We start from the raw sequence: 605 nt of genomic DNA, 5'->3' as shown, positions 1-605 counted from the left end.
GGGGCGAGCCCCGCCCGCATTGGCAGCTTCGCCTCATATTCTTCCGGTGTCAGGTAATCGAGCGCGGAATGCAGCCGTTGACGGTTGTAGAGGGCCTCGATGAAGCTCCCAATTCGCGGCCTGGCCTCGTCGATATCGCGATAATCGCGACCATCGACTTCCTCCTGTTTGAGCGTGCGCATGAAGCGTTCGGCCTTGGCATTGTCATAGGGATTGCCGACCCGGCTCATGCTGGGCTGGATGTCATGCTCTTTCAGACGGGCGGTATAATCGCCGCAGGCATATTGGATTCCGCGATCACTATGGTGGATCAGGCTGCCCGGCACCGGCCGGCGCGCGGTGATCGCCATATCGAGCGCCTCGATTGCCAGCTCTGCGCGCAGGTGCGTCGCCAGCGCCCAGCCAATGACCTTGCGGCTGAACGCGTCGAGGATGACTGCCAGATAGGCGAACTCTTCGGCCAGATGGATATAGGTGATATCCGCCACCCAGAGTTGATCCACCCCTGTCAGTTCCATGCCCCGCGCCAGGTTGGGCACCACCCGCCAGCCATGCCGACTATTTGTCGTCCTCGGCACATAAGCCTTCGAGCGCAGGCACAGAAG

The 605-nt window shown here is 61.3% G+C and carries 1 protein-coding gene; it reads right to left on the bottom strand.

Going from position 1 to position 605, the window contains the following annotated elements; all coding sequences use genetic code 11:
• Positions 1-542, bottom strand: a 542-nt coding sequence (locus tag AC1RM6_RS30455) for an IS3 family transposase (RefSeq protein ID WP_493108448.1), incomplete at its 3' end; no start/stop codon positions are given.
• Positions 543-605: the final 63 nt, after the last annotated feature.

Source organism: Rhizorhabdus sp. GW822-FHT03C02 (assembly GCF_058801765.1).
This window is presented reverse-complemented; position numbering and strand designations above follow the sequence as displayed.